The organism is Lysinibacillus sp. GW823-FHT02G10 (assembly GCF_058797135.1).
The window spans coordinates 75,147-100,551 of record NZ_JBXAJI010000002.1 but is presented as its reverse complement, the minus strand read 5'-3'; the positions used below and the strand labels follow the sequence as shown (position 1 = coordinate 100,551).

Genomic DNA, 25,405 nt, shown 5'->3' with positions numbered 1-25,405 from the left:
AATACGCAGTGTGGCTTTTTTGATGGATAGAAAAGCTAAAGTAGTGGATAGAAAGATTAAAGTAGCGGATAGAAAGATTAAAGTAGCGGATAGAACACTTGAACAGGAGGATAAAGAGGCTAAATTGTCGGATAAAACTGGATATAACTAAGAGGATAGCTCTCTTCAACAGGTAAATTGAACCTTCTGACGTTTTTTTATCATTTTCAACCACCCATCCATAGTGTAAGATATATATAACTCCATATGATGACCTTTCGCAAGGAAAGGATGGTACTGTGCTACAATCTTTATGGCAAAAGTACAAAAAAAGTATGTTATTCCCCAGCATACTAGTCGTCAGTGGACTTTGTTACTTCTATTTTTCGAGTTCTGACTCTTCACCTCCCCAAGAAGAGCTCATCGAAACAATCCAACCTATTGAAGAAAAAAATTTGAGTGAATCTGCTGAGGAAGCGGTTATGCAGCAGGTATTTGTGGAAATAAAGGGTGCTGTAATGTATCCAGGCGTTTATGAACTTGAGCAAGACCAACGTATAAAAGATGTTGTACAGCTTGCTGGTGGCTATACAGAGAATGCTGACACACAATTTATCAATCATGCCCAAAAGGTACAGGATGAAATGGTAATCTATATTCCTATCATGGGCGAACAGCTAGAGGAAGGATCCTCTTCTCTGTTAACGTTACCTACTGAGACTAATAAGGAGCAAAAGATTAATATCAATAAAGCTGATGTAGCAACGTTAGCAACATTGCCAGGAATCGGTCCTTCTAAAGCACAAAGTATCCTTACGTATCGAGAGGAAAATGGGCAGTTTCAAACCATAGATGACTTAAAAAATGTTAGTGGTATTGGTGATAAAACATTTGAAAAGCTAAAGGATGCGATTACTGTAAAGTAATGCTTTTAAAGGATGGTATATTGACGCCCCTTTTCTAAAAGGGCTACACTGTAGTAGAAAAGCAAGAGAAAGTTAATTAGTTAGACAATTTTTGGAGGTAGTCATATGGAGCGAATTACTTGGGATCAATTTTTTATGGCACAAAGCCATTTACTCGCATTACGTAGCACATGTACAAGACTAGCTGTAGGAGCAACTGTTGTACGGGACAAACGCATCATTGCAGGTGGTTATAACGGTTCCATTACAGGGGACGAGCATTGTATCGAAAAAGGGTGCTATGTGGTTGATAATCATTGCGTCCGTACCGTGCATGCTGAAATGAATGCCTTACTGCAATGTGCTAAATATGGAACACCGACAAAAGGTGCTGATTTGTATGTAACACATTTTCCATGTTTACCATGTACAAAATCTATCATTCAAGCTGGCATAGAACGTGTGTATTACGCAACGGATTATAAAAATAATCCATATGCACAGGAGTTATTTGCAAAAGCTGGAGTGGAAGTAGTTCATGTACCCTTTGATGAACGTAAAATTGATTTTTTACGAGATGACAAACTAGCTTTGTATACAGAAATGCTGCACGAGCTTCGCGAGAGTGGGGTATCTGCTGAAAAATTGCTCCCATATGAACAGAAGGTGAGTGCATTATTTGGCATCAAGCTTTAAAGCATAGATGGATTATGGTAGCTCTTGCTGTATTGATAGCTGCTATTGCAGTATACAAATCAGCATGGCTACTCATTTTTTTACTGCTACTAGTCCTGTGGCTCACCATAAAAGGTGAGTCACGTTTTCTTGCAATTTTTGTGCTAACTAGTGGTCTACTAACTTATTTTTTCCTTTCTATCAATCATCTGACGGAACCTTCCCCTTTACCGTCAACCTTCCCTATAACTTGGTCAAGTGACTATAAAATAAACGGGCAAAAACTCCGTGGGTTTGCTACAACAACAAATGGCCAAAAACTTTACGTAGTTTATACCTTTTCCTCGGAACAAGAGAAAAATTTTTATGAAAATACCTCATTAACTGGAATGACGTATTCTGCAAAAGGTGAACTCGTGACTCCCTCTCCATCTGCCCATGCTTATGCCTTTTCCATGTCAAACTATTTAACGAGCAAAGGAGCAACAGGCGTTGTTGAAATCACGAATTGGCATTATGTAGGAAAACGAACCTCCATCTTCACTATTCTTGCCGAAGTAAGACACAATATGAAAAAGCATATAGAGAGGACTTTTCCAAAATCACTTGTAGCAGAGGCTCAAGCACTTTTAATAGGGGTGCAAGATCAGATGGAGGATGAACTGCAGCGTGCCTATCAAAAGCTCGGTATTACCCATTTATTTGCGATTTCTGGGCTACATGTTGCGCTGATGTCTTGGCTCTTTTTTGAAGGATTACTTAGAATAAGAGTTCGCAAGGAAATGGCTACTGTCGTGCTATTGATCCTCTTACCAGTTTATGGAGTTATTGCAGGGGGAGCACCTTCCGTATGGCGTGCTGTTTCTGTAGTAGAATTGATGATGTTACTGCGCTTTTTTAAGTGGGTTCTTTCGATCGATGATGCATTAGCTATTAGCTTTATAGGCTTTGTTTTGCTTGAGCCAGGTGTTATTTTCCAAATTGGTTTCCAGCTATCCTATTTAGCAACCGCTAGTCTTCTTTATTCTGGTATTATTTTTAAGCAGACAAGAACTTGGCTAGGTCGTTCTTTTTTTATCACATTCGTGTGCCAACTGCTCGTTTACCCACTATTACTCCATCATTTTTATGAATTATCTTTATCCTCGTTTTTTGTCAATATTGTTTTTGTTCCACTGTTTTCCTTTATTATATTACCCTTTAATATGATTGCCTTTGTGCTATCTTATCTTTCTTTACCACTTGCTAATGTCCTATTTGCTGGCTATGAACCGCTGCGTAATTGGCTGACCGAAGTAATCTTTTATATGCAAGAGCTTCCTTGGCAATTATGGTCACCAGGCAAACCATCTATTTGGCTGAGCTGCGTGGCGATGTTAAGTGTTTTAGCGAGCTTCTATTATTTGGAAATAAAAAGATTCAGGAAAGCTATTTTGATCCTTGTCATCCCTGTTATTTGGATTCATTTGGCACCCATGTTGTATAACGAAACAAAGATTACCTTCTTAAATGTAGGGCAAGGAGATAGTATTGTCATTGAATTGCCTTTTAGACGGGCTGTCTATGTTATAGATACAGGTGGAGTATTGCGCTTTGAGCAGGCATCGTGGAAGAAAGCAGATAGTCCATATGAGGTAGGGAAGCAAGTTGTCGTCCCATTTTTAAAAGGCAAGGGAATACGAACTATCGATATTTTTATTGCTTCGCATGCAGACGCAGATCATATTGAAGGAGCAGAGGAAGTCTTACAAGAGATTAACATGAAGGAAATACACGTTACACCTGGTTCATTGAATGAGCCTTTAATGGATGATTTATTGCGAGAAGCAAATAAGCGACATATTCCTATTAAAGAAAAAATGAAGGGGACTTCGTGGCATGTAGGGGATACAGATTTTTATTACTTATGGCCTGATGACGCCTTTTATGAGGGAAATGATGATTCTCTTGTCCTGTACATGCAGCAAAAGGCGTTTACAGCGTTATTTACAGGGGATTTGGAGCAATATGGCGAACAACAGCTGATCAAGCGTTATGGACCTTTATTGGCCAATCTCACATTGCTGAAGGCAGGGCATCATGGGAGTAAGACATCAAGCACAGAAGAATTTGTCGAGCTGCTACAGCCCCAATTAACCGTTTTTAGTGCAGGTCTCCATAATCGTTATGGTCATCCACATGAAGAAGTAGTACAACGTTTTGTCAGTAGAGATTTAGTGACATGGACAACAGGGGTGAATGGATCAATCGAAATACGTATTCGTGATAATAGCTGGTCCGTTAGCGTAAATGAAAAGGGCCTTGTCCAATGACCAAGGCCCTTCTCCTGCATAAGTCCAATTACTGTGATACAAATTCTACTATAGTTGCAATAATAAACATAAGCGTGAAAACGCCAAATGATACACCGAAGCCAACACCAGAATCGATGGCATCGTTACGTCGACATTGTATGTTTTTTCCTTCAAATGGATTCATTGTTATCCCTCCAATTCTGTTATTTATTATAAGACAACATGGTCATAAAAGCTATATCGAAAAGGTGATTTCCCCGTCTGGCAAGGAATCGACACAATTCGGTCAAAGACACAAAGGACTATGAAATCATGTATACTAATAGTATTGCTAGATGGAGGGGAAATTATGATTTCAACGGTTTGGAATACAATAAAAAAAGGTGAGCTTGCACCAGTATATTTGCTTGTTGGTGAAGAAAGCTATTTTATAGATGAAACCATTAAACGTTTAAAAGAGGCATTGGGTCCAGAAGAAGATCTGGAGATGTCGACATTTGATTTAGAAGAAGTACCAGTAGATGCAGTCATGGATGAAGCAGATACCATTCCTTTTTTCTCAGAACGTAAGCTTATTATTGCTAAAAATGCTTCATTTTTAAAAGCAACCGAGAAAGGGAAGGAAAAAATCGATCATGATGTGAAACGATTGGAAACATGGTTGTCGAATCCTTCTGATTTTTCCGTAACGGTTTTTATTGCTCCTTATGAAAAATTGGATGAGCGCAAAAAAGTGACTAAAATGATGAAAGAGCATGCATTATTTGTACAAGCAGAAACACCAAAAGAGCAGGATTTAGCCGTATGGATTCAAGGCATTGTCAAAACACAAGGTAATAGCATTACACAAGATGCTATTGAATTGCTTGTTACAATGGTCGGAGCCAACATGCTACAATTACAGATGGAAATTGACAAGCTAACCCTTTATTTAGGTGATGGTGGCGAAATTACAACTTCTTTAGTGGAGGATTTGGTGGCAAAAACATTAGAGCAAGATGCCTTTAAAATGCTTAACGCATATTTGGCAAATGACTCTGTCGGAGCCTTGTCTATCTATCATGATTTATTGCGACAAAAACAAGAACCTATTATGTTAGTGGGCTTGCTAGCATCCAATGTTCGTACCATGTCAAATGTTTTTTATTTATTGAAAAAAGGTTATCACCCTCAACAAATCGCTAAAAATTTAAAAATTCATCCGTATCGCGTCAAACTTATGATTGAGCAACGGCATCGGCCTTCAGAAGAAAATTTGCTACGGGCATTATATCAATTAGCAGAGGTTGATTTACAGCTAAAATCGTCTGGTGGAAATCGAGAGCGCTATCTAGAGCTATTTTTATTGCGCCAACTATAGGCAAAGAAAGCTGTCCAATAAGGGCAGCTTTTTATGTTCTCTATAAAATTAAAAAGATCAGCTACTCCTAATAGAGTATCTGATCCTTTAAACAATTACGCTTTTTTAGCAAGGCGAGACTTTTTACGAGCCGCCGCGTTTTTGTGGATAAGTCCTTTTGAAGCTGCTTTATCTAAAGATTTGAAAGCTGCTTGTAAAAGTTCTTGTTTGTTTTCAGCGTTAGCAGCAACAGCGTTTTCAGCTTTTTTCACTGTAGTACGCATTGCAGATTTAGCTTGAGAATTAGCAATGTTAGCTTTTTCGTTAACTTTTACGCGTTTAATCGCAGATTTAATGTTTGGCATATATTTCACCTCCTAAATTAGGTACGAGATGATATCTTCTCATTGATTTCTTGTGTCAATACAACAAAAATCATTTTAACAAACGCTTGGCCAAATTGCAATAGATAAATGCAAAGAATATTTACTTGACAGTTTGAACAAACTACAGCTTGAGGTGAACTGTATGCAAAATTTTAATTGGCAACGAACAGATTTAATCGATGAATCAGAAGAGGTAGTTGTCCATCAGACCAAAGAGCAAAAAGAAAAGCTTGAACAATCAAGTGGCATTCAAATTGAAGATCGGAATGCTGGTAGAGTAAAAATTACAGATGTTCTTGTAGATGCTGAAGGGGAAAAGCAAATTGGTAAAAAAGAAGGGCAGTATATTACCCTTTCTGTCCCGACACTAACATTAGAAGATCAAGAAGGCTTTGCACAACTTGAAAAAGAATTGCTTGTAAATTTCAAAAAAATGCATGACGCACTTTCTTGGCAAGAAGACGATAAAATTTTAATAGTCGGTTTAGGAAATCGCACTATAACACCCGATGCAATAGGTCCATATTTAATTGACCATTTGCATAGTTTAGATGTCATTGATGAAAAATTTGTCATGTATGCTCCTGGTGTAACAGGACAAACAGGCTACGAAACAGGTGAGTTTGTGGCTGCTATTGCTGAACGTTTGCAACCGAAATTAATCATTGTAGTAGATGCACTTGCTACAAGAGCGAGTAATCGACTCTGTAAAACGATTCAATTAACAGATACAGGCATACATCCAGGTTCAGGAGTAGGCAATCAACGGCAAGAGATTTCCTATGAGATGCTTGGCATTCCCGTAACAGCAATAGGGATCCCTACTGTAGTAGATGCACCTGTATTAATTGCGGATGCGGTAGAAACTATGCTACGTTCGATAGCTGCTCGTGTGGCTGAACGCAGTAAACCGTCATCAAAGCTTTCATTATCCTCATGGCAACCAGATATCAACAAGGAACTGGATATGACATTAGTACAACCTATATTTGGAGAATGGGCGACATGGACGAAGGAGGAGCGGCAGCAGCTGTTTGAGGAAACCTTCGCTGGCTCACACACACAACTGATGGTTACACCAAAAGAAGCAGACTATTGGATTGATCGCTATGCAAAATTAGTGGCTTCTATGCTAATGAATTGGGCAAGTGATTTATAAAATAATGAAGAAACAACGCAAAGAGTAGTCCTTCTAAAACACGCTTATTTATGCGTAAAACAAGAAATTTATTTTCGTTCTAATTAACATCCCCCCTCCATACGATATGGGGAGGAGGGTGTGACTTTGCTAAAAAAACTACAATGGTCATTTGGTATATTATTGTTCTTTTTCGTATTACCTGTCATTGCTGGGCAACTTCCGTTCAACAAGCAAGCATCGACTCCGATCAAACAATCAGAAGATAAGCAAGTCGTGTTTGCTGCTACCAATTTAGCTGAACAAAGTGTACTGGAACAAACGAAAGAACCTGAACCAGATCAAGCCCTAGACCCGGACCCATTTAAAGTGTTAGTGTTATTTACCCATACGCATGAAGCATATGAACCTATGGTGAAAGCAGTGAGTGGTAAGGTAGCGACTTCTCATGAAACGGTCAATATTATGAGCCTGAAGGATAAGATTGTGAATCATTTTAATGTAAATGGTTTAAAGACGGATGTTCTTGATGTAGATATTATGAAGAAATTACAAGAAGAAGGTAAAGGCTATCATGAATCTTATAATGTGATGAGGCCATATTTAAGTAAGCATTTAGAAACAAATAATTATGATTTAATAGTTGATTTACATCGTGACTCATTAAAACATGATCTTACAACGATCTCATATAATGGGGAAAATTATGCGAAAATCGCTATTGTTGTTGGGGCAGAACATGCTAATTACCGCTGGAATACAGCCTATGCTGAAAGTTTATCATCCACACTAAACGCCATTGTTCCGAAAATTTCCAAAGGTGTTATTTCTAAAAGTGGTGATGGGGTTGATGGGCGATACAATCAGGATTTAGCAAAGCAAATGATGATTATTGAGATTGGTGGAATTGGTAATACTGAGGAAGAGGTTAATCGTACGATTGCTGTAATTGGTAAGGCAATATCAAAAGCGTTTGTCAATGATTCAACAAAATAGACCAATCATATTAAAAAGTGGGACTCTTGTGGGCTCACTTTTTTAATATTGTATGATAATAAAATTTCCAGAAATAATTCTCATTAATTGTCTTTCCATTGCTCCATTCTTGTCTTATAATTTTCAAGTTGGCTCGCGAATTTCATGATAAAACGTTAAATGAAGGCATATGCAAATAAAGCAAACTTACTTTTGGAGTATATACCATTTTTGGGAATGCCTCTATAGCAAATATACATATGATTTTTTAGAAGACTAAAAATGATAACGTTTCATTTTTCTCTCAAACTTTTATCGTATTTCAATCGTCAAACATATAAGTGAATAAGCAAAAATAATAGAGAGGGGATGGTTATCAATCCAAAAGGTTCTATTACGTGACAACAGGTTTTATCTTGATGCAGAAGGGAATACCTTCAAAAAGCGATACTCCTTGTAGCATTTGGATGTAACTAACATCATTTAACCAAAGCCGTGTGCGGTTATTACAGATTGTGACAGCGCTTTTAGATTGACTTCTACTTTGTACAGCTAGAAAAAACCAACACATTATACCGAAACGAAATTGAGAGATTATTGAAGGAAGGAATAGTATGTCAGGCAAGTCATTAAATCATCGTTATATTCCTGGACTAGACGGGATTCGAGCATTGGCTGTATTAGCAGTTATTGCTTATCATTTTAACTTCAGTTGGGCTAGAGGTGGCTTTTTAGGAGTAGATATCTTCTTTGTATTATCGGGCTATTTAATCACCTCTACCATCTTACCTTTAAAGGGCAATCAATTAACAGTCAGCCTAAAGAAATTTTGGGTGGGACGATTTAGAAGGCTACTACCAGCTGCCTACGTTATGATTGTTACATCATTTGTTTGGGCAATGCTCTTTCATAAAGAGCTTCTCCATACTTTGCGCGGGGATGCATTGTCCTCCATTTTTTATTCAAGTAATTGGTGGTTCATTTTTCATAAACTCTCTTATTTTGATAGTTTCGGTTCTCCATCACCTTTAAAAAACCTATGGTCATTAGCTATTGAAGAACAATTTTACTTGATATGGCCATTGCTCTTAATGATTGGACTTTTTGTTGTTAAAAAACAAAATAAACTAGCAAATATCATCTTTTGTGGTGCCCTTTGTTCAGCATTCGTAATGGCATTACTCTATCAGCCAGGCGCTGATCCTAGTCGTGTTTATTATGGAACGGACACACGTTGTTTTGAATTATTAATAGGCTGTTGGCTAGCACTTGTTTGGCCAATGAAACGACTATCTTCTCAAAAATTATCAGCGAACCATGTGAAGAAACTAAATATTATGAGTTTCATTGCACTTACTATTTTTTTAGTAAGCATAGTGTATGTGGATGAATATCAATCCTTTCTTTATAGAGGAGGCATGTTTTTATTTTGCTTGAATGCTGCTGTTTTGATTGCATGTATTTCTCATCCAGTCAGCATACTAGGAAAAATATTAGCATGGAAGCCATTATGTTGGATAGGCTCTCGTTCCTACGGCATTTATCTATGGCATTATCCTGTCATGGTTTTAGGGACACCCATTCATGAAATTGGAAATCCTTCCTATTGGCGAATATTCCTGCAGCTTTTACTAATCCTGATGATTGCAGAGCTATCCTATCGCTTCATTGAAATGCCCATCCGGAAAGAAGGGTTCCGAGTCTATTGTCAAAAATATCTGATTTGTAATAAAAACAAGTGGGGAAGCCTTACTTTTCCACGAAAAATATCAACGGTTATGGTTCCTCTTTTTCTGCTTGTATTTTTCACAGGCATGACAGGTGTAGTGGGTGAAAGTCAGCAAAACCCATCTAAAACGCTGCCAACAACGATAAAAATTAATGGCGAAGAGCCTACAGCCAATCTGAACAAGCAGGACAAACAAGCTGAAGCCTCTACCGACAAGCCTTCTCAAAGTAAGGATGAGGGAGTAGAGGATGTTCAGAAGGTAGAAACACCTAAGCAAGAAGAAAATAACACCATTATAGAGCCTGAAAAGGATGAGTTTTATCGTGGCATACTAGCCATTGGTGACTCCTTAATGATTGATATTGCACCGAGCTTACATAATATGTATCCGACTATTACAATCGATGGAAAAATAGGCCGTCAAGTTTCGCAAGCTGTAAAACTTGCACCAAATTATGCAAGTTTTAATCAACCTAATCATGCAGTCATTCTACAATTGGGGACAAATGGTTATTTTACGACTGACCAAATGGATGCACTCCTTGAAGCTTTTTCAAATGCCGATATTTATTTAGTGAATACACGTGTGCCGCGATCTTGGGAAGCAAAGGTGAATGAAGCTTTACTGCAAAAAGCACAGGAACATGAGCGAATAACACTAATTGACTGGCATGCAGCAGCAATCAATCACCCTGAATACTTTGCCCCTGACGGTGTACATTTAGAGAAAAAAGGGATAGAAGTTTTAACAAAGCTCATTCAACAATCCTTAAACAAATAAAATAAAAAAGGTCAGTATACACAGTTTTATCTGCGTAGCTGACTTTTTCTATATCTTAGACCTCTATTAGTTGTTCCTGTATGGTAAGCTTGATATTTGATCTGTTCCATTATATGGAAGATGATGCGATGTCCATTCTTTCTTTTACTAATCATAGTTTAGGTTTATAAAAATGGGATTGTGTTCACGCTTTTTAGCAATATGGATGATGATATCTTTTGGAGATAGCGTGCTTTTCTTGGTTGATCAGGCGAGAATCTCTCCTCATGTCGAGTAGACGCATTTTCATTTCAACTGCTACACATCGAGTACTACTATAGCTGATTTGCCTGCATTTATATACTTAATACTGTAAAATTTAAAAACGTCATTAAACACTGAAAGTATTGATATTATAGGCTTTCAAGTCTAGTTGCTGTTGTACTTTGCGTTATGTTCATAGTATAATTCATTATAGTTTAATTAGGAGTGGAAAAGATGAACCGAGAAGCACGTTTAAAACGACAAGAGAATATACGAAATTTCTCTATTATTGCACATATTGACCATGGGAAATCAACGCTTGCTGACCGTATTTTAGAGCAAACAAAATCTTTAACTTCCCGTGAAATGAAGGCACAGCTCCTCGACTCAATGGATTTAGAGCGTGAGCGAGGCATTACAATTAAGTTAAATGCAGTTCAATTAAAGTACGAAGCAAAAGACGGCGAAGTGTATACATTTCATTTAATCGACACACCAGGACACGTCGATTTCACATATGAAGTATCACGAAGTTTAGCTGCTTGTGAGGGTGCCATTTTAGTTGTGGACGCAGCACAAGGTATTGAAGCACAAACACTAGCAAATGTTTACTTAGCACTAGACAATGATTTAGAAATTTTACCTGTAATCAATAAAATTGATTTACCTGCAGCTGACCCTGAACGTGTACGTCAAGAAGTAGAAGATGTTATTGGATTAGATGCCTCTGAAGCAGTATTAGCTTCTGCGAAAGCAGGTATTGGTATCGAGGATATTCTAGAGCAAATCGTAGAGAAGGTACCAGCGCCAACTGGTGATCCAGATGCGCCACTACAAGCTTTAATTTTTGACTCTGTTTATGATGCCTATAAAGGTGTTATCATTTCGATTCGTGTCATCAATGGTACTGTCAAGCCTGGCGATAAAATTCGTATGATGGCAACAGGTGCGGAATTCGAAGTTATTGAAGTTGGGGTACATACACCAAAAGTTGTGCCACAGGCTGAATTAACAGTGGGTGATGTAGGTTACTTAACCGCATCTATCAAAAATGTAGGTGACACACGTGTAGGGGATACTGTAACCTATGCAAACCGTCCTGCAGCTGAGCCATTAGCTGGTTATCGTCGCTTAAACCCAATGGTCTACTGTGGTTTGTATCCAATCGATACAGCCAAATACAATGATTTACGTGAAGCGTTAGAAAAACTAGAGTTAAATGACTCTGCGCTACAATATGAGCCAGAGACATCGCAAGCACTTGGTTTTGGTTTCCGCTGTGGATTCTTAGGATTACTACATATGGAAATTATTCAGGAGCGTATTGAGCGTGAATTTAATATCGACTTAATTACAACAGCACCTTCCGTAATTTACAATGTTCATATGACAGATGGTACTGAGCTGAAAGTCGATAATCCATCCTTTATGCCAGACCCTCAAAAAATCGATCGTGTCGAGGAACCATATGTGAAAGCAACAATCATGGTACCAAATGATTATGTGGGAGCGGTTATGGAACTTTGTCAAATGAAGCGTGGTAATTTCATGACGATGGATTATATTGATACATCGCGTGTAAGTATTATTTATGAAATGCCATTATCAGAAATTGTCTATGATTTCTTTGACTATTTAAAATCAAATACAAAGGGCTATGCTTCATTCGACTATGAACTTATTGGTTACCAGCCATCGAAATTAGTGAAAATGGATATTTTATTAAATGGTGAGCAAGTCGATGCCCTAAGCTTTATCGTACATCGTGACTTTGCCTACGATCGAGGTAAAATCATCGTAGAAAAATTAAAAGAATTAATCCCACGCCAACAATTTGAAGTACCAATTCAAGCAGCAGTTGGACAAAAAATCGTGGCGCGTTCAACAATTAAAGCCATCCGTAAAAACGTATTAGCGAAATGTTACGGGGGAGATATTTCCCGTAAACGAAAACTTCTTGATAAACAAAAAGAAGGTAAAAAACGTATGAAACAAGTAGGCTCAGTCGAAGTCCCTCAAGAGGCATTCATGGCTGTGCTGAAGATGGATGATTCGAAGTAATATTGATATAACAGGGTTTATAGGGGTTTATAAGGGTTTAAGCAAATAGATTTGTATCAGTTAGGTGGAGATTGCCACCGATTTGCCACTGCATTGAAATTGTGCAAGCAATTTAAAAATCTTTAGCGATGGAATCAAAAATATCGGCAGCATCTCTTGCCATCTTCTGTGTTAAATGGACATAGCGGTCTTCAGTAATTGCTGATCTGCTATGTCCTAATCTTTTTGAACTGTTTTTATTGGTTGTCCATTTTCAATTAGCATCGTTAATAATAATGCCGAGATACTCGTATTTATTGAGTATCTGGGTATTTGGCTACTATCAGCTACTTTTTTTCAGGTAGTTGGCTAATTTACAGTGAATCTTTTCACAGAGTCTCGAATCTCCTACTTTTAATTAAGTTATCTTCTCCTTACTCTTTTTCTTTTCTCTTCAATTTTTCTGAATAATAAATAAACTATTGTAATTATAAGATAAAGTATGACAAAATTTGGTATCACATTATTATCACTTTTACTGGCTATATATACATATACCCCTACTACCACCGCTAAAATTAATGGCTTATATATTGAATTCATAATCAATCCACCTTTTCTTAGTGTTAGACGTAATTCACAATATTCTCTTGGAATATATAGTTTATATATTAATATTTTAAACGTTAATCTATAATTAATTATCATATATGGAAATATTTATTTAAATTATTTTTTATGAGGTATTATTAAACTGAAAGAGATTAAGAAGTATATTATTTGTGAAAATCATATAGAGAGGGGAAGTTTAATGTAAATGAGAAAAGTGTACTTGTTATTTGCGATTATCGGCACAGTATTCCCGTATTATTTTTTGGTGCAATTCTTGAACAAAAACGGATTTGATTTAGGGTTATTAGTAGATTTATTATTTGCAAACTCGATATCGACCTTCTTCGCTGTTGACTTTTTTATTTCATGCTTTGTTTTTATAATCTTTATGTTTAATGAGTCAAGAAAGTATAACATTAAAGAAAAGTGGATATGTCTATTAACTTTGTTTACAGTTGGTTTATCGCTGGCATTACCGTTATTTTTGTTTTTCAGAGAGTCATACATAAAGAAAGAAGTGTTGTTAAACTCCAATGAAAGAACGTGAAAATCTTACATTTTCTATGGTGTTGTATTGATTTTGTGTTACATGGATGGCAAACGGAGCAGGTTAGTTTAACAACCGTAAATAATTCTACAGTCCTTATTTAGATAGAGATTACATTAATTAGGGGGAGAAAATGAGTGATTTTAGAGGGATAATCTTAGAAGGCTATTCGAATGCTGGAAAAACATCAGTCTTAAAAGCGTTGAAACAACTTCACGCAAGTGATGATGCCGAACGTAGTGTCATAGTTCTCAGTGAGCATTATTCGCAAGTATTACACAAAGTAAATGGTGAATTAAAGTCGTTAAGTCGAGAGGAACACTTACAGGTCTTAAGAGAAAGAGTCACGATGTTGAAAATGTTAAATAATTGGTCAAGAGAAATTGGACAAACTCAACGTTCAAAAGGCTTATTCTTTATTTTGGAAAGGTTTCATTTAAATCATCGAGTAGCATTTTCTCATTCAATATCAGATGACATTAAGGAATTAGAAGCCCAGTTACTTGGAATGGGAGCAAGATGTACTTTGTTAACTGTATCACCAGAGAATTTAGAGGAAAGAATAAGTAGTAGAAATCCCAATGAATGGGAAGGGAAAACCATGCAAGAAATGAAATTAGCGTGTGAATTATTATTAGACCAACAACAAGAGTATAGGAGTCAAGCTGAAAATTCAATCATACCTACAATTGAAATAAATACTGATAATAAAGATTGGGATTCCTACGCAAAACAGATTTACTTATTCAACTAACGGAATGCTTTAATTAAATACACCATAAAAGACCACTCCAAAATGGGTGGTCTTAAATTTTTCCCAATCAAACCAATAGCAAGGCTGGGGAGCGGTCTAATATGAAGTCTAATCATGCATTTCATATAAAAAACGTTCAGTACCTTTTTATAATTGATTAAATATAAGTGATAGTCTTCCAAAAAATATAAATAGACCTAATTTGGAGAATTGGCTTTTATAATAAATGGAAATAGTTATCCAAATAAACTTTATTTGAGGTATTATTAAAAGAGTTCGAACAAAATTGAACTAGAGGGAGGAGTATGTAATATGAAAATACAAAGCGTTATTATAACAATTGTCGCACTTTTATTTGTAATTATTGCAGGGTGTAGTTCAGAGACAGAAGAAGAGTCTATGGGCGAAGTTGAAAAGGAAATTCATACGCAAGAACTAGTAGAGTCTATGTTCAGTGAGGACAGCCTGGAGGCAGCGAAAGAAAGAATAGAGGAACGGGGCGGCTCAGTTTATATGATTCCACCACCTGAGCATACTGCTATCGGAGAAAATCAATCAACTGTAGTAGAACTTAAAGAGTCGGACATTTTAGACGGAGAAGATTCTAGTTTTGAAAATTATGACAACGTAGGAGAAATACGTCTTGATACGTTAGAGCTGGACTCTACTTTTGAGGAGCAAGATACATATATAAATGTCATGCTTACAGAACTAGGAATGGAGAAAGCTTATTATGCAATGCGTAAAACTTTATTGTGGACAGCCGGTAATCCTCCAGATGGACTCGAAAAACATAGTGATGGCACTCTATCTTTTTATCTAAGTAAATACTCTGAGCTTATAAATTGTCACTTTCAGAGCGCTAACCCTGACGTGAAAGAAAAAATTATCAGAAACATGCAGAACGCTTATAAAAACAATACACCTATAATTGTCTATGGAGAATTTGAGGAGTTTCTAGACGAAGAAGGATACTCTGGCTATCGTCTTATCATACATCGAATAGGCTTTAAAGAGGTCATAAATTAATAAAAGAATTTGATAAAAATCTTGAATTATTCATGGAAATGATGTTTAGAAACCTGCCAATTAAGACCACTCTGTTGTGGGGGACTTCAATGTTTTCTTCCACCTTCATGTCACCGTGTTGAGAGAAGAAACATGACCTATAGAAAAATATAATGAGCATTTCTGCGAGCTTATTGAAAATTGTGTTGGAAAAGGTAATCGGTAATATGATAAATGCATATAAAAAAGAGGAACTTCGGAATAAAATTTGGTGCTTCCTTTGATTCCAAAAAAACCATTATTTAACTCTTCAAAATGGTATAATACATACACAACATAGTAATTAGTCATAATAATGCCCAGTTACTTGTTTTTAATTGAGTACTTGGGCATTTTTTGTTTTGGCTACTATCCTCTGCTTTTTTTTCAGATAGTTTACAGTGAATCTTTTCAAAGGTCTCGAATCTCCTACTTTTAATTAAGTTATTTTTCCTTACTTTTTTCTTTTTCAATTTTTCTAAATAATAAATAAACTATTGAAATTATCATATAAAGTATGACAAAATTTAGAAGCACGCTATTTTCACTTTTACTGGCTATATATACGTATAACCCTATTACCACCGCTAATATGAATGATTTGTATATTGAAATCATATTAATTCCACCTTTTCTCAATATTAGAAATAATTTTATAGTACTTTCATATAATTTTATATTAATATCCCTTTGCAATCTCTTTAATTTTCGGAAAAATCAAATTATTCGCAAAGTGCAATTTAAAGATTTTACGAAACGATCCGTAGCTACTTGCTTTGAAATATGGAATTCAAATTCCTAACAATACATTCATCTAGATTATTTCTATTACTACGTAGGAGTTTATGACATGACTATTAAATGGAACAGAGAAGAAATACTTTTCGATACTCTATATGAAGCTGACACCTGGGCAGATTCAATTGCAAATGAAATATATGGAAGAATTTATAACGGATATGATACACCAGATTACAAAATAGCCTATTCGCTTGCTTTTAGATTAGCTTCTATAAAAGAGTGTAGAGTTTATACAGAAAATAGCATTGAAGGTAGATATAAAGTTTGGGTCATTTTTGAAATTGAATAGTAAAGATGAGGTGCTCATTTAAAATTGAGTAGTTAATTTTTAGTAATTTAAGGTTCTTCCTTTTCATTTATTTAAATGTAGTGGTGTAGAAACTAACGAAGCAACAGTATGTCCTGAGCTTCTCTCACTCTCTCTTTCATTTCCTGGAGCTTTAAGGTATATAGACACCCACAACTTCAAACGTTAGTTTGTCATCAACAATAATATATTTTATATCTATTTCTTTATCAGATTGGAACAACAGAATGTGTACTATTTGGATAACTGTTTCTACCTGAGCTTGCAGCATATTGCAGTTAATTATGGTCACAGTTAAGTAGAGTTATTATTTTGGAATTGTTGGTTTAAATAGTTCACATTTGTTTCATGAATAAATTGGGTGATTGTTTAAATGAAACCAAGCATAGAATTAGCTTGATGGTCATGTTGAAGAATTTTATAATATCGTTAAAGAACAGTATTTGGTAGTTGAGTTTAGATTAGCAAGTCAAGAAAGGTGAGAGGTCGTTGGGACAAATTAAAATTTATGGTGTTAAGGGAAGGTTAAATCCCATTAAGGAAACATTATCGAATATTATCCATTCTTGTATGGTGGACGCACTTGAATATCCATTAGATAAGAAATTTCATCGCTTTTTTCCTATGGACAAAGAGGATTTTTATTTTGCAAGTGAAAGAACTGAATCATATACAATAATAGAAATTAGTATGTTTGAAGGTAGAACGATTCAAGCTAAAAAACAATTAGTAAAGCTACTATTTGAACGCATAAATAACAAATTAAATATTTCACCTCAAGATGTTGAAATTACAATTTTTGAAACGCCTAAACATAATTGGGGAATAAGAGGGTTACCTGGGGATGAATTAGCACTTAATTACAAAGTAAATATTTGATATAAAGCCGCTATTTTTTTAGAGTTAATTCGACTATGTGAAATGTGCTCTGTCTTATTAATTATCTGACCACTAAAAATCGGTAAATGAAGAACCTATAAGGACTAAAATAATCTACATAACTTTATTTAATGAATGATTCTAAATAATGCTTGAAGCAATGGGTTTGTCGCTATTCATAATTTATTTACTATTTTTAGGGAGGAGAAAATTGTATGAGTTATATCATAGACATTTCACATCATCAAGGAGATATTGATTGGTCTGAAGCGGTTAAAGATGTTGATTTGGCTATCATCCGCACACAATATGGTACAAGCACAATTGACCGTAAATATGTTCAAAATATAGAAGCATGTATTAAGTACAAGGTACCTTTTGGTGTTTATATTTATGTTACCTTTAAAAATGGTACTGAGGCATTGGAACAAGCAAAAGACTTCTATAACAGAGCAAAAAACTATAATCCGCTATTTTATGTTGTAGATATCGAAGAAAGCTTTGGTGCTAGTGTCCAAAATATCGTACAAGGCACACAGGTGTTTATTGATTATTTAAAAAGTAAGGCTGTAAAAGTCGGGCTATATACAGGCCATCATTTTTACAAACCTTATCTGATGGATACCGTTAAAAATTATGATTTCCTATGGATTCCTCGCTATAGTGGCTCTAGCTCACCTGGACTAAAGCCAAACTTTGCTTGTGACTTATGGCAGTACACAGACAAAGGGATTGTAGCAGGTATTAAAGGAACTGTAGATTTAAACCAATTAAATGGATCTAAGTCTTTATCCTGGTTCACAGATACTGATAAGAAGAAGGAAATATCATTGTCTCAGTATGAAGAATTACAGAAAGAAAACAAACAACTAAAACAGGAACTTACTGAAATGAAAGAGTTATTAGTTGGGATAAAATCAAATGCTATGGTATCACCAGCACATAAAGAAGATTGGGAGTGGGCCATTGAAGAGGGAGTTATACGAGGCGATGGCAAGTGTATGAATCCTACAGATACACTCACAAGACAACAAATGGCAACGATGCTCAAACGGTTCTATGATAAATTTATTAAATAATAGCATTGTCTCGCCCATAAGTACCTGAGAACTAGCAACAAAATATTTAGCCTAATATTGAGTGTATTCGTCATAAAAGGAATCACTATTTATAGTGATTCCTTTTATAGTGCGACCAACCTGTTTGAAATTTAGTGAAACAATAGGAAAAACTTAGCTAATAAAAAAATGGGGACTCCTACAATTATTACGCCTGCAAAGAAATAACAAAACAACATAAAAACATCGAAAACCGCACCCGCTAAATCATCAATGAATTTTAACATTTCATTCCCCTCCAAACATAATAAGTATTGGCATTTATAATCTCTTTATTGCTTACCAATCATCATACTGATCCAAAGTCTTTTTTAGAGTCTTATCCCACATATCGAGAGTCCCGTAAATTTTTATTAGGATATTTTCATCAGATGGTAACACTTGAAAGCTAAGTGGAAATCATACTGAGTATTCATTGTAATTTGTCATACCCTAAACCACGAACCTTATGTGTAATTCCTAATAACACCCTGTAAATCATTTGGGAAAGTGTTTTATATTGTATGCATAAAGCATGTTATTGACTAAAGATTTGTTTTTTACATAGAGGTTCTTGTGTAATCTGATAGAGCATTTTTTACTTCTATATTTGAAATGGTAGTGTTCGTTTCCATATCATATGGTGACTATTTGCTCCCCAATAGTTTTCAAGGACAAAATCAGGCTGTCCAAATTTCTTCTGCCAGATCATTTGCGCTTGTTTATATCCACTATCTAAACAAAAACTAGGAACCCTTCGATTTTCTAACGTCAGGAGCATTTTCTGTAGTAGCATGGTGCCAATCCCACGATTTTGATAGTCAGGATGAACAAAAACGGTACCGATTTCTAGACAATTGAATAGTTCCTCTTTGATCGTTTGTTGAATGATTTCGTTGGCTGCACCGCATTCGATAGTGCCTATTATGTCATTGGTTTCTTCATTTAAAGCTAACCAGAAAAATCTTTTTTTGCCCTGGCTTTCTAAGTCCATTGCTACATACTGTTTTTTCGTTTCCCATTCATCCTGTTGATCGTCCACTAGCTCGGCAATTCCTTCTTTTTTATAAGTTTCCCGAATGACAAGATCAAAGAATTCGTGTAACGCCTGGATGTCCGACTGTTCTGGACGTCTAATAAGTAATTTCATGATTGCTTGCTCCTTATAATGGATGTCGTTGGTGGTTTAGTAGGGATCGAGCTCGTTGCACATCCACATCTAGTAAGTCATTTATATCTTGCTGTACTGCGGTCAATCGATCAAGTGCCAGCTGTAACCAATGATCGGAGGCATCATATTTTTCAGCGTGCCATAACAACTCTCCATAACAAATGGCAGCACGAATAAATGTGATATGGTCATTCAGCAGATTTGCCAAATGGGTGGCTTGTTTGAGACATGCTTCCCCTTGTTTTACCTTGCCATAATCTAAATAGCGAAGTGCTTTCAAAAATTCCGTGTTGGCTTGCTGTATTATCTGTTCATTCGTATGTTGCATGACAGATCGCTCCCATCCGTTATTTTTGTTCACGTTATGCATACTACCAGTCTATTTTAATGATTATAACATGTTCCCCTTATTTGGTTAATGATGGGGTATGTTAAAATGCAAGAAAGACACTTGGTCATCAAAAGGAGAGAATTCCATTGAAAGATTTAGAAAAGAAACTCGATGCAGTATTACAGCAAATGCGTGATTTTATTGATGAGCTTCAGGAGCGGGAGTCAGCCTATCCCATGGTTTTTTATCATCAATCAGAAGAGGATATTAGCCAATTTGTGGATGGTGGGTGGTCATTGCCAGCAGAGTATGTTTATTTTTTGAGACATTATGTTGTTGAAAGGGTTACATGGGCTACAGGTGATTATATTAATCTAAATATCTATGGCGCAAGAGATTTAATACGTGGGCAGGAGGGCTATAATTATAATCCAGTGACAGATGAGATGATTGAGGATTGGCCACATGATTATTTAGTCATTGCCACAGATGAAGGCGATCCCTATTGTCTAGATCTATCAAGAGGTGATACGGCTGTTTTTACCGCTCCCCATGGGACAGGCAATTGGCATTTTTCAATGGCTTATGACAATTTAATTTTGTTCCTTGAAAGTTTACTGATTCCGCCTGGTTTAGAAGAAATGTTGCCTGAAGAAAGTTCTGTAGCGTACTATGAACTAACTATTACTGGGGAAGGAAAAGATAAACTAAAGACATTATTGTTGCTAAAAAAATTATTATCTTATGATTATTCACAAGCGAGAAAGGCTTTAGAACAGCCTCCGCTAGTAATTTATAGGGGAGTTGAAGCAGGTGCCTTAAAGTTAGAAGCCGAGTTACAGGCTATCCGTGCAGATTTTCAAAAAAGGAAAATTAGCTTAGCTGAATTTATTGAATGAGGGAAATTGACAAGAATGATGGATATCCCTCCTCTAAAGCAGGGAAGGAAGTGTAAGGATGAAAATTAACAAAGCATTAGCACAACATTATCAATGGGGAGCACAGTGTGATGGCTGGCATCTTGTACAAAATAGGGAGCTTAGTGTGATACATGAGCGGATGCCTGCTCAAACAGCTGAGGTAAATCATTATCACCATCATGCACAGCAGTTTTTCTTTGTTCTTTCAGGCACAGCTACAATAGAACTGAATGACCAAAGAATTGAGTTAAAGCAACATGAGGGAATTGAAGTACCTCCAAATTTACCACATCAAATGCGAAACGATTCACAAGAAGATGTAGAATTCCTCGTAATATCGCAGCCAAATAGCAGGGGAGATCGAAAGCTTCTCTAACTATACGAAAGTAAACTTCATTCTTTTGCATGAAGCCATTCTAATCAGCTACTTGTATAGTAGGGAGTGTAAAGGGGTGCTTAAAGATGAAGATTACGAAGGTAAAATTATATGTTCATGATATGCAAAAAATGGAGCAATTTTATGTTGATTTGTTAGGTTTTACTTTGTTAGAAAGAACAGCTGACTATTTTACAATAGCCGTGGGAGAAAGCAGGATGACATTTGAAAAGATGCCTTCTAAAATGCCAAAGCAGTATCATTTTGCATTAAATATTCCTAGTAACTTATTTCAACAGGCAAAGATTTGGGCAGAAGAGCATGTAGGCTTGCTGGATTCAGAGGGGCAGGATGAAGTCTATTTTGAGTTTTTAAAAGCATATGCATGCTATTTCTACGATCCAGAAGGCAATATAGTAGAGCTTATTGCAAGACAGGAAATAAATCCGAAACATGCTGAAGTTAATTTTTCTGTAGAGCAAGTGTTACATATTGGAGAAATCAATTTAACGTCAGATGACATTCAAACAATTGCTGAAAAATTAAAGAAGTATGCTATAAACCCTATAGCAAACAAGGAAATTCAACTGGATGGCCTTAATTTTCTAGGAAACTATGAAGACGGAGCCAATATCCTATTAGGACCGAGTGGACGTCTGTGGTATTTTTCTGATAAGAAAGCAGTTATCAGCCCGATTAGTATTGAAATAGACGAAGCTTTACAATTAAATATGGATGAAGAAGGGCAATTAAAGCTTCTGCAACTCTAACATCATAAACTTATTGTTGATTAAATATGTGTTATTTTGTATATTTATTCAAAATAAGGAGGGTGTTATATGTATATAATCAAAGAAACAAATCCGACGATAGACTCGTATAAAGCATTGCACCAAACAACTGGCTGGAATGCAAAAGGGCAGTATACGTATGAACAATTATACAAGGCTATTTGTAATAGCTGGTTCAGTACATCTATATATGATGAAGGCAATCTAATTGGCTATGGACGTATTATCTCTGATGGTATCTATCAAACATTTATCTGTGATGTGATGGTGCATCCTGATTATCAACGAAAAGGAGTTGGCACAATGGTGATGGATGCTCTTTTAGAGCAATGTCAGAAAGAAAATATAAAATGGGTTCAATTATTTTGTGCCAAAGGTAAACAACCTTTCTATCAGAAGCTTGGATTTAAGGAACGTGAAATAGATGCTCCTGGTATGATGTTGTTCTATACAGAATGAATAAAGGAGCTAGGATCGTTGAAAGCAAAATGCCTAAAAATTTATGAATTTGGAAATCCGCAAGAGGTTGTAAGGCTAGAGAATAAAACAATCGAGCCTCCTCAAGGTCAAGAAATTCTTGTTCGCATGCTAGCCAGACCGATTAATCCCTCAGATTTAATACCAATATGGGGGAAATATGCTCATAGAATCACTTTACCAACTATCCCTGGCTATGAGGGAGTAGGAATAATAGAAGCTGTTGGACCGCTTGTTTCACCAAAGATTATTGGTCAGCGCGTATTACCGTTACGGGGAGAGGGAACTTGGCAGGAAGTAGTGAAAACGCAAGCAGATTTTGCAGTGACTATTCCTGACACGATGAATGATTTTACAGCAGCACAAATGTATATTAATCCAATTACAGCCTTCGTAACATGCTCAGAGGTACTTAATTTACAATCAAACGATGTCTTATTAGTAAATGCTTGTGGCTCTGCCATTGGACATCTCTATGCTCAACTTGCGAAATTGCTAGGCTATCAACTTATTGCTGTGACACGAAGTAATCAGCATACTGAAGAATTACTGCAACTTGGTGCAGCTTTTGTCATTGATACCTCTCATATGCCACTTTACGAAACCGTTATGGCATTAACAAATGGTAGGGGAGCAGATGCAGCAATTGATTCGATTGGTGGAGAGGCTGGCAATCAGCTTGCCTTCTGCGTAAAGCCCGAGGGTATTTTTTTAGCTATTGGTCTTTTATCGGGTATTCAGGTAAATTGGACAAACATTGTGAAGGAAGCAAAGGTACAAGCGAGGATGTTTCATTTACGCCATTGGCAACGTCAGACGTCAATTGAAAAATGGCAACAAACGATGCAACAACTTATACACCTTGTACAGGATGGCTCCTTAAAAATGATGAATGTACATGCTCGTTTTCCATTATTGGATATCCATAAGGCAATCGATGCTGTTGAGGGAACTAAAAAAGGAAAAGTATTTTTAACGAATGTTGATTAAATAACATACTACCGTCGTAGTTGAGCTACTACGTGTAGTATGTTTTTTTATAGGGACATGAGTGTTTTTAGCTCTGGAGAATATAGTTCATACATTGTCCTGCTCCAAAAAGTGAGCAAGTCGCTCAAAAGAAGTGAGCCTCCGCCCAGATTAAAGAATTCACTAGCAATAGTAGTAACATATCTTTAAAACTAACTAAATTAGTAATTTGAGGTAATAAAGAGGTATGATAAGGTTAGGTGTTTTTAAATAAAGGAGTACAGATGATGGAGAAGATCAACCAACTAAAACAGTCAATACAACGATTGAGTGAAGCTGATGCGAAGTCGATGCTTCTTTTAACTTTAATAAATGAACAGTCAAGAGATAGCATGTTACAGTTTTTATTACAGCAAGCTGAGGAGCGGGATGCTTCAACGGTACAAACAGTGCATATTGTATTCGGTCATTCACCTGGGGGGAGCTTGAAAGCAGCCTTTCGTAATCCTGACTATGCTAAGTCCGAGGAGATTATTGTTGTGCCAGGTAATTTTTCTGTTGGTCCTTTAAAAGATGTACATACAAGGGACGGAATTGAAGCTCGTTTTCAATGGTTGGAACAGCGCTATCTAATAGAAGATGATGGATTGATCATATGTGAGCGGGAGATGAAGGAAGCAATAGAGAAAATTAAAAATATCCCCCCTCATCAGGATATACTGATTTGGACTTGTCAAAATGCTCATGAGCAAATAGGGCTTCGACTCGTTTTGGCGATGCTCGAACAGAAAACAAATGATATCTATGTATTAGATACTTTTCAGTTATTTCATGAGTTATATACTTTACCACAGTTAGCAGAGGATCATTATCCAAGATCGACTGGAGAGGTCAGCACAGAGGATTTACTTTACTTTTATGAACATTTCCAAAGATGGCCATTAAAAGAAGCATTGAGGCACTCCCTATGCAAAGAAGGGCTAAATCTGTTAATGGATGATTACGATTGCATACATACATGGAAATATCATGAACTTTGGGGAAATAATAATGAGGATAGAGAGGATGACTTGATCATTACCTGTGCTAAACGTTTACAGGAAGAACAAGAGGAAATTCATTACGAAGTTGCAGCTAGGTTAATTGGAGAGGTACTGGGGCATATGGAAGAATTGAGAGAGGCTGAATGGATCGACTATCGTCTGCGTCAATTAATTCAGCAAGGCATTTTTTCTTATGAAGGTGAGTTAAAGGGAATATTACACTATAAAGTAAAGTTAGCAGATGCAACGAACTATAATCCTTCATGATTTTTATGATATAATTTTTTTGATATAGACGGTTAGAAGGAGTGAGATCATTGTTAAAAACAGAAGTATTTGAACAATTAAAAACGGCAATGAGAGAAAAAGATACGTTAGCGAAGGGTGTATTATCTCTTTTAAAGTCAGCATTAGATTCAGCTGAAAAAGAAAAGGGAGAGGCTTTAACAGCTGACGAAGAAATAGCTATTATTAATCGAGAGGTCAAACAAACAAATCAGGCTTTAGAAGGTGCACAAACGGCTGGGCGAGCAGACCTGATTGAAAAAGAGGAAGCCAAATTGACACTTTTGAGATCCTTTTTACCAAAGCAATTATCAGAAGAAGAAATTGCAGAGAAATTAGTGGCAGCGGGTGTTGGAAAAGGAATGAACATGGGAGAAGCCATGAAAATTGCAAAACCATTGCTGACAGGTCAGGCTGAAGGTGCCGTTATTTCAAAAGTTGTGAAAAATATTATTGCCTAAACTTTTACCATTTTGGTAGGAGAGTTTTTATGGAAAGAAGAATCCGCTATGCC

The 25,405-nt window shown here is 36.3% G+C and carries 27 protein-coding genes; 22 read left to right on the top strand and 5 right to left on the bottom strand.

Annotated features, from left to right (window positions below):
* The first annotated feature begins 22 nt into the window (after positions 1-22).
* The 4 genes from AC1RFD_RS10415 (at position 23) to AC1RFD_RS10400 (ending at position 3,871) form a co-directional block, all read left to right on the top strand.
* Positions 23-151, top strand: a complete 129-nt coding sequence (locus AC1RFD_RS10415) for a hypothetical protein (RefSeq protein WP_492474884.1) — start codon at positions 23-25, stop codon at positions 149-151.
* Positions 152-278: 127 nt separating this feature from the next.
* Positions 279-905 (top strand): helix-hairpin-helix domain-containing protein, encoded by a 627-nt coding sequence (locus AC1RFD_RS10410; RefSeq protein ID WP_288583661.1) that lies wholly within the window; start codon positions 279-281, stop codon positions 903-905.
* A gap of 105 nt (positions 906-1,010) precedes the next feature.
* Complete coding sequence (locus AC1RFD_RS10405; protein ID WP_004226897.1) at positions 1,011-1,580, top strand: ComE operon protein 2; 570 nt, start codon at positions 1,011-1,013, stop codon at positions 1,578-1,580.
* A 14-nt stretch (positions 1,581-1,594) separates the two neighbouring features.
* A complete protein-coding gene (locus AC1RFD_RS10400) occupies positions 1,595-3,871 on the top strand; it encodes a DNA internalization-related competence protein ComEC/Rec2 (protein WP_492474883.1) in 2,277 nt (758 codons plus the stop codon).
* Between the two features lie 28 nt (positions 3,872-3,899).
* On the opposite strand, the gene AC1RFD_RS10395 is transcribed toward AC1RFD_RS10400, so the two are convergent.
* Positions 3,900-4,037, bottom strand: a complete 138-nt coding sequence (locus AC1RFD_RS10395) for a YqzM family protein (protein ID WP_004226902.1) — start codon at positions 4,035-4,037, stop codon at positions 3,900-3,902.
* A 165-nt stretch (positions 4,038-4,202) separates the two neighbouring features.
* Here AC1RFD_RS10395 and holA point away from each other — a divergent pair, with 165 nt between their 5' ends.
* On the top strand, positions 4,203-5,213 hold the full coding sequence (gene holA, locus AC1RFD_RS10390) for a DNA polymerase III subunit delta (RefSeq protein WP_048392157.1): 1,011 nt from the start codon (positions 4,203-4,205) through the stop codon (positions 5,211-5,213).
* Positions 5,214-5,308: 95 nt separating this feature from the next.
* On the opposite strand, the gene rpsT is transcribed toward holA, so the two are convergent.
* Positions 5,309-5,557 carry a 30S ribosomal protein S20 gene (rpsT, locus tag AC1RFD_RS10385; protein WP_004226906.1) on the bottom strand — a complete coding sequence of 83 codons (249 nt, stop codon included), beginning with the start codon at positions 5,555-5,557 and terminating at the stop codon, positions 5,309-5,311.
* Between the two features lie 163 nt (positions 5,558-5,720).
* Between rpsT and gpr the strand changes: the two genes are divergently transcribed.
* The 10 genes from gpr (at position 5,721) to AC1RFD_RS10335 (ending at position 18,510) form a co-directional block, all read left to right on the top strand.
* Positions 5,721-6,737, top strand: a complete 1,017-nt coding sequence (gpr, locus tag AC1RFD_RS10380; RefSeq protein ID WP_048392158.1) for a GPR endopeptidase — start codon at positions 5,721-5,723, stop codon at positions 6,735-6,737.
* Positions 6,738-6,857: 120 nt separating this feature from the next.
* Entirely contained in the window at positions 6,858-7,712 is an 855-nt protein-coding gene (gene spoIIP / locus AC1RFD_RS10375) for a stage II sporulation protein P (protein ID WP_225340378.1), read from the top strand.
* A 593-nt stretch (positions 7,713-8,305) separates the two neighbouring features.
* A complete protein-coding gene (locus AC1RFD_RS10370; RefSeq protein WP_492474882.1) occupies positions 8,306-10,201 on the top strand; it encodes an acyltransferase family protein in 1,896 nt (631 codons plus the stop codon).
* A gap of 477 nt (positions 10,202-10,678) precedes the next feature.
* On the top strand, positions 10,679-12,505 hold the full coding sequence (lepA, locus tag AC1RFD_RS10365; RefSeq protein ID WP_004226914.1) for a translation elongation factor 4: 1,827 nt from the start codon (positions 10,679-10,681) through the stop codon (positions 12,503-12,505).
* A gap of 796 nt (positions 12,506-13,301) precedes the next feature.
* Entirely contained in the window at positions 13,302-13,643 is a 342-nt protein-coding gene (locus AC1RFD_RS10360; RefSeq protein WP_081011009.1) for a DUF2834 domain-containing protein, read from the top strand.
* A 133-nt stretch (positions 13,644-13,776) separates the two neighbouring features.
* Complete coding sequence (locus tag AC1RFD_RS10355) at positions 13,777-14,397, top strand: AAA family ATPase (protein ID WP_288583640.1); 621 nt, start codon at positions 13,777-13,779, stop codon at positions 14,395-14,397.
* Positions 14,398-14,709: 312 nt separating this feature from the next.
* The gene (locus AC1RFD_RS10350; RefSeq protein WP_048392161.1) at positions 14,710-15,426 is read left to right on the top strand and encodes a hypothetical protein; all 717 of its coding nucleotides are present in this window, start codon (positions 14,710-14,712) and stop codon (positions 15,424-15,426) included.
* 868 nt (positions 15,427-16,294) lie between these two features.
* A complete protein-coding gene (locus AC1RFD_RS10345; RefSeq protein ID WP_036076270.1) occupies positions 16,295-16,534 on the top strand; it encodes a hypothetical protein in 240 nt (79 codons plus the stop codon).
* Between the two features lie 507 nt (positions 16,535-17,041).
* Complete coding sequence (locus AC1RFD_RS10340) at positions 17,042-17,431, top strand: tautomerase family protein (RefSeq protein ID WP_036076271.1); 390 nt, start codon at positions 17,042-17,044, stop codon at positions 17,429-17,431.
* Positions 17,432-17,646: 215 nt separating this feature from the next.
* Entirely contained in the window at positions 17,647-18,510 is an 864-nt protein-coding gene (locus AC1RFD_RS10335; protein ID WP_103118462.1) for a GH25 family lysozyme, read from the top strand.
* Positions 18,511-18,641: 131 nt separating this feature from the next.
* Here the strand turns inward: AC1RFD_RS10335 and AC1RFD_RS10330 are convergent, their stop codons facing one another.
* The 3 genes from AC1RFD_RS10330 to AC1RFD_RS10320 all read right to left on the bottom strand — a co-directional run bounded on the left by AC1RFD_RS10330 (position 18,642) and on the right by AC1RFD_RS10320 (position 20,027).
* The gene (locus tag AC1RFD_RS10330) at positions 18,642-18,776 is read right to left on the bottom strand and encodes a hypothetical protein (RefSeq protein ID WP_004226973.1); all 135 of its coding nucleotides are present in this window, start codon (positions 18,774-18,776) and stop codon (positions 18,642-18,644) included.
* Between the two features lie 356 nt (positions 18,777-19,132).
* Positions 19,133-19,678, bottom strand: a complete 546-nt coding sequence (locus AC1RFD_RS10325; protein WP_376748064.1) for a GNAT family N-acetyltransferase — start codon at positions 19,676-19,678, stop codon at positions 19,133-19,135.
* 13 nt (positions 19,679-19,691) lie between these two features.
* Positions 19,692-20,027 carry a hypothetical protein gene (locus tag AC1RFD_RS10320; protein ID WP_103118461.1) on the bottom strand — a complete coding sequence of 112 codons (336 nt, stop codon included), beginning with the start codon at positions 20,025-20,027 and terminating at the stop codon, positions 19,692-19,694.
* Positions 20,028-20,176: 149 nt separating this feature from the next.
* Here AC1RFD_RS10320 and AC1RFD_RS10315 point away from each other — a divergent pair, with 149 nt between their 5' ends.
* The 7 genes from AC1RFD_RS10315 to AC1RFD_RS10285 all read left to right on the top strand — a co-directional run bounded on the left by AC1RFD_RS10315 (position 20,177) and on the right by AC1RFD_RS10285 (position 25,352).
* A complete protein-coding gene (locus AC1RFD_RS10315; RefSeq protein ID WP_333879612.1) occupies positions 20,177-20,929 on the top strand; it encodes an SMI1/KNR4 family protein in 753 nt (250 codons plus the stop codon).
* A 58-nt stretch (positions 20,930-20,987) separates the two neighbouring features.
* On the top strand, positions 20,988-21,326 hold the full coding sequence (locus tag AC1RFD_RS10310; RefSeq protein ID WP_103118459.1) for a cupin domain-containing protein: 339 nt from the start codon (positions 20,988-20,990) through the stop codon (positions 21,324-21,326).
* Positions 21,327-21,412: 86 nt separating this feature from the next.
* Complete coding sequence (locus tag AC1RFD_RS10305; RefSeq protein ID WP_036076277.1) at positions 21,413-22,096, top strand: VOC family protein; 684 nt, start codon at positions 21,413-21,415, stop codon at positions 22,094-22,096.
* A gap of 69 nt (positions 22,097-22,165) precedes the next feature.
* Entirely contained in the window at positions 22,166-22,576 is a 411-nt protein-coding gene (locus tag AC1RFD_RS10300) for a GNAT family N-acetyltransferase (protein ID WP_036076278.1), read from the top strand.
* A gap of 18 nt (positions 22,577-22,594) precedes the next feature.
* Positions 22,595-23,584, top strand: a complete 990-nt coding sequence (locus AC1RFD_RS10295; protein ID WP_288583628.1) for a zinc-dependent alcohol dehydrogenase family protein — start codon at positions 22,595-22,597, stop codon at positions 23,582-23,584.
* Positions 23,585-23,850: 266 nt separating this feature from the next.
* Positions 23,851-24,873 carry a DUF1835 domain-containing protein gene (locus tag AC1RFD_RS10290; protein WP_259948140.1) on the top strand — a complete coding sequence of 341 codons (1,023 nt, stop codon included), beginning with the start codon at positions 23,851-23,853 and terminating at the stop codon, positions 24,871-24,873.
* A gap of 50 nt (positions 24,874-24,923) precedes the next feature.
* Positions 24,924-25,352, top strand: coding sequence for a GatB/YqeY domain-containing protein (locus AC1RFD_RS10285; protein ID WP_048392170.1), 429 nt, complete (start codon positions 24,924-24,926; stop codon positions 25,350-25,352).
* Positions 25,353-25,405 lie beyond the last annotated feature (53 nt).